This is a genomic window from Echinicola sediminis (genome assembly GCF_054777495.1).
Map to the genome: position 1 here is coordinate 5,855 of NZ_BAAHAP010000138.1, position 4,039 is coordinate 9,893.

Consider the following 4,039-nt stretch of genomic DNA (forward strand, 5'->3'; position numbering starts at 1 on the left):
GGGTGAGTTATTACTTGAAAACCAATATGCTTGATGAGAAAATCATTGAATTGCTAAGGTTATTGACAAATAAGCTGGTCTTACAATATAAAAGACAATCTACTTCAGATTGGAAATGGTTTGAGTCTCTTTTGGCTTATGATAATGGCATCCTTCCGCTGGCTTTAATGCAAGCTGCGGAAATATTGGAAGACGATGAGGTGTTGGGAATTGCCATGGATACCATGGATTTTCTGACCGAACATACCATGAAGGGTGGATTTTTATCAATTATTGGAAATAAAGAGTGGTATGTCAAAAACGGCCATCGATCAGTTTATGCCCAACAACCCATAGATGCCTTATCTATGGTCCTAATGTACTATCAGGCGTTTCTGCTAACGAGGAAAAATGCATACCTGCAAAAACTATTTACTTCATTTATGTGGTTTTTAGGAGAAAATGATCTTAGAATGAGCCTGTATGATTTTGAAACAAAAGGTTGCTGTGACGGATTTGAAAGTTATGGAGTGAACAGAAACCAAGGAGCGGAGAGTTCCCTTGCTTATCTAGTATCCCACTTGATTGTGCTGCAAGCGCATGAGGAATTTTATAAAAGCGATCAGCCAGAAGTCTCCGAAAACAAAACTAATCGCTTAAATAAAGAATTATTTCATTGAAAATAGCCATTCTCTCTTCTATTGCCTGGAGAACACCTCCTAAAAAATATGGACCGTGGGAACAAGTGGCTTCCAATATCTGTGAAGGGCTTTTGGAAAGAGGAATGGATGTGACTCTTTTTGCAACAGCAGACTCTCTTACTAAAGGAAAACTACGGTCAGCATGTTTGTTTCCTTATGAAGAGGATAGAGCTGTGGATCCCAAAGTAGCAGAGTGTTTGCATATCAGTAATCTAATGGAGCATGCCCATCAGTTTGATATCATTCATAATCATTTCGATTTTCTCCCATTAACATATTCTGCATTGATTAAAACACCCATGATGACAACCATACATGGTTTTTCATCCCCTAAGATCATCCCTGTTTATAAAAAATATAACGCAACAACTGCTTATGTATCCATTTCCGATGCTGATAGGTCAAAAGAACTGGATTATATTGCCACTGTTTATCATGGAATTGACCCCATGGTTTATAAGTTTCGAAAAGTTAAGGAAGATTATCTCCTGTTTTTTGGCAGAATTCATCCGGAGAAAGGTACTCATAGAGCAATTGAAATAGCCAAAGAGTCAAACCATCGTTTGATTATTGCAGGCTTGATTCAGGATCAAGTCTATTTTAATGAAAAGGTAAAGCCATTTATCGACAATGATTCAGTAAGCTATTTGGGGAATCTTGAGCCAGATAGAGGAAGAATACTACTTGGGAAGAGCAAGGCTTTACTTCATCCCATCAATTTTGAAGAACCATTCGGTTTAAGTGTGGTCGAGGCAATGATGTGTGGGACGCCGGTCATTGCTTTTGAAAGAGGGAGCATGCGCGAACTTATTAAGGATGGGAAAACGGGATATTTAGTGCAAAATGTGGAGGATGCCATAGAAAAGGTTGGGCTCATAGACCGTATTTCCCCTGTGTATTGCCGAGCACATGCGATAGAAAAATTCAGTATAAATGAAATGGTCGAAAATTATATGTTGGCCTACAGGAAAGTACTTCAAGGAACAAATAGAACCTAATTTTTTTTAAGCGCTTCTAAGAGCTCATCCATAGATATGACAGCGTAGGTTGAGGAATAATCGGAAACGGCGTAAGGCAAAATTAAATGGTTATTGTGAATGATGGAACCACAAGAATAGACTACATTCGGAACATAGCCATCTCGTTCGTTTTCCAGGGGGGTAAGCAAAGGCTCTTTCAGTCTTCCAATTTCTTTGGTAGGATCTTTCAAGTCAAGAAGGGATGCTCCTATGCTATAACGTCTCATTGGGCCAACGCCATGGGTAATAATTAGCCAGCCTTCATCTGTCCAGATCGGGGACCCACAATTCCCTATTTGGGTATATTCCCAAGTGAATTTAGGTTCCTGAATCTTGATAGGGGCATTCCAGAGGGTGCTTTTGTCAGAAAACATAATGTAGTTATTTACACCATCAACCCTTGCTAACATCGCATATTTGCCATTAATTTTTTTAGGGAATAAGGCAAGGTTTTTGTTCTGAGCCCCTTCCCCATGAAGGGGCATAACTCTAAACGTATAAAAATCTTCTGTTGAGAGTAGTTTTGGTAACGTCGTATGGCCATTATATGCTGTATATGTAGCGTAAACCCTCTCTGATCCATTACTTTCGGTAAAATTCACAAATCGGGCATCTTCTATCCCTTTACTTTCTGAATTCGATATGGGAAAAAGTACCCTTTCCGTGAGATCTGAATCCAACTGGAATTGGACATCATAAAATGAGTCTACAAGCCAAGTCATCTCGTTTAAAGCCATTCTTCTTTCCAGGCTAATGGATTGGTCATCCAGGATTTTTGCAACCGCGGAAGTTAATGCGTAGTATTCAAAGTTTGCTGGAAGATCTTCCATGATGGTTTTGGAATATTTTTTAGGAATATTCATCTCAGCAAGCTTTTTGATAAATCGCTTCTTGTCGTATAACCTTTTATGCGTTACTTCAGCTAAGTCGATTTGATCTCCTGATTTCATGACATGCAGGTCATTATTTTTGTCGATGACCGCTCTTCGGAAAACAATGGAAGAAATATGACCTTCTCCGGTGGCTCTAAAAGATAAGATCACTCTGACCTCTCCCTCCCCAAGGTAGGATTGATCGAAGTCCTTGATGATAGATGGGTTGAATATTGCTGCTGATTCAATGGAATATTCCATGGTACAGTAGGAACCAATCAGCATTTTTTGGGAATCCGTGAGGGTTTCATAAGGGCCATCCATATTACCAATCAACTCCAGAATTTTTTCAAAATGTTTGAAGAATATTCTAGAAATATTTCGGTGACGGCTTGCAAATTCCCGGAGGGTTTGTTCCAAAGTTAATTTGACCTGCTCTTCGTCCATTGAAAGCACCTTATCGATTATTTTTTTAGTCCGTTCTGCCCCACTCCAGAAAAACCTGGCCACCACCCTGCTGGAATCCGGTGAAAATTTGAATTCTTTTCTTTTTACATTAACCTTCATTATTTCAGTGGGTTATGGTGGTTAGGTCTTATACTAAAGGTAGCCTATATATTTGTTAATAGACGTTTTTTTTATGAATATTTAGGTTTAATATTGGTAAATTCAAAGTTGTCATCTGACTGTTTGATACTGTTGTAGTTGTTCAATTTGTCTTATAAAACTATAATTTAATGGTCCGGATTTTTTAGAGATGTTCAGTAACGTTAAATTTTTTATAAGCACCTATATCCTCAAAATAAAAGTTCACTAAGAGGTACAACCGTAAAATGATGGTTCTTAGACTGGGGCTTTCTTCTCTCCCAAATGAAGAGGGATGAAAAAATATCAAAAGTACCTTCTTAGGTTAAGTGAAGAAAAACCGTTTTTTGTTCTTATGGGCGGTATATTGTATTGATAATGAGAGTGATAATAAAATGGTGAAACGTGAGAAATATATAAGTAAAGCCCTTTCAACTGTAACATAATAAAGGTGGATTTTGACCACCTTTATCCTAACAGGAGTGGTGAAATGAAGTAAAGAACCCATGGGACATTTTGAGATGCAAAAATCGGAAATATTAATCATCGTGGAATTGATGGATTATATTCCAAATGCCATTTTAAGTAAAACCATCATTAAAAAAGCCACTGGAAATGTTACGGCTCTTTCATTTGACAAGGGGGAGACAATGTTAGAAAAAAAATGCCCTTATGATAAATTTCTTCAAGTAATTGAGGGTAAAGCAGAAGTCAACATCGATGGTGCCCTTAAGGTTTTAAGCACAGGTCAGTCCATTATTGTGCCGGCGCATATGTCTAGCAGCATTAAAGCAAACATTAGGTTTAAAATGATTTCTACAATTATTAAAAGTGGATATGAAGAAGTTGAACTAGGCCAGTAATTTTATAAGAAAATTAAGCC

General features: G+C 37.8%; 3 protein-coding genes and 1 pseudogene. 3 read left to right on the forward strand and 1 reads right to left on the reverse strand.

The window, feature by feature from the left end:
* Both ACYVAA_RS20985 and ACYVAA_RS20990 read left to right on the forward strand, forming a co-directional pair.
* A pseudogene (locus ACYVAA_RS20985) lies at positions 1-659 on the forward strand (glycosyl transferase); the annotation flags it as partial.
* Positions 656-1,678 carry a glycosyltransferase family 4 protein gene (locus tag ACYVAA_RS20990; protein ID WP_460545600.1) on the forward strand — a complete coding sequence of 341 codons (1,023 nt, stop codon included), beginning with the start codon at positions 656-658 and terminating at the stop codon, positions 1,676-1,678. The pseudogene ACYVAA_RS20985 and the gene ACYVAA_RS20990, both read left to right, overlap by 4 nt.
* On the opposite strand, the gene ACYVAA_RS20995 is transcribed toward ACYVAA_RS20990, so the two are convergent.
* Positions 1,675-3,138 (reverse strand): glycoside hydrolase family 130 protein, encoded by a 1,464-nt coding sequence (locus ACYVAA_RS20995; RefSeq protein ID WP_460545602.1) that lies wholly within the window; start codon positions 3,136-3,138, stop codon positions 1,675-1,677. The two genes, ACYVAA_RS20990 and ACYVAA_RS20995, sit on opposite strands and share 4 nt — an antisense overlap.
* Positions 3,139-3,662: 524 nt before the next feature.
* On the opposite strand from ACYVAA_RS20995, the gene ACYVAA_RS21000 reads away from it, so the two are divergent.
* A complete protein-coding gene (locus tag ACYVAA_RS21000; protein ID WP_460545604.1) occupies positions 3,663-4,019 on the forward strand; it encodes a cupin domain-containing protein in 357 nt (118 codons plus the stop codon).
* The last annotated feature ends 20 nt before the right edge of the window (positions 4,020-4,039 follow it).

Bases quoted from the DNA above. Each gene is read 5' to 3' on its own strand.
- ACYVAA_RS20995 (WP_460545602.1), bottom strand. From the start codon at position 3,138: ATGAAGGTTAATGTAAAAAGAAAAGAATTCAAATTTTCACCGGATTCC.
- ACYVAA_RS21000 (WP_460545604.1), top strand. From the start codon at position 3,663: ATGGGACATTTTGAGATGCAAAAATCGGAAATATTAATCATCGTGGAA.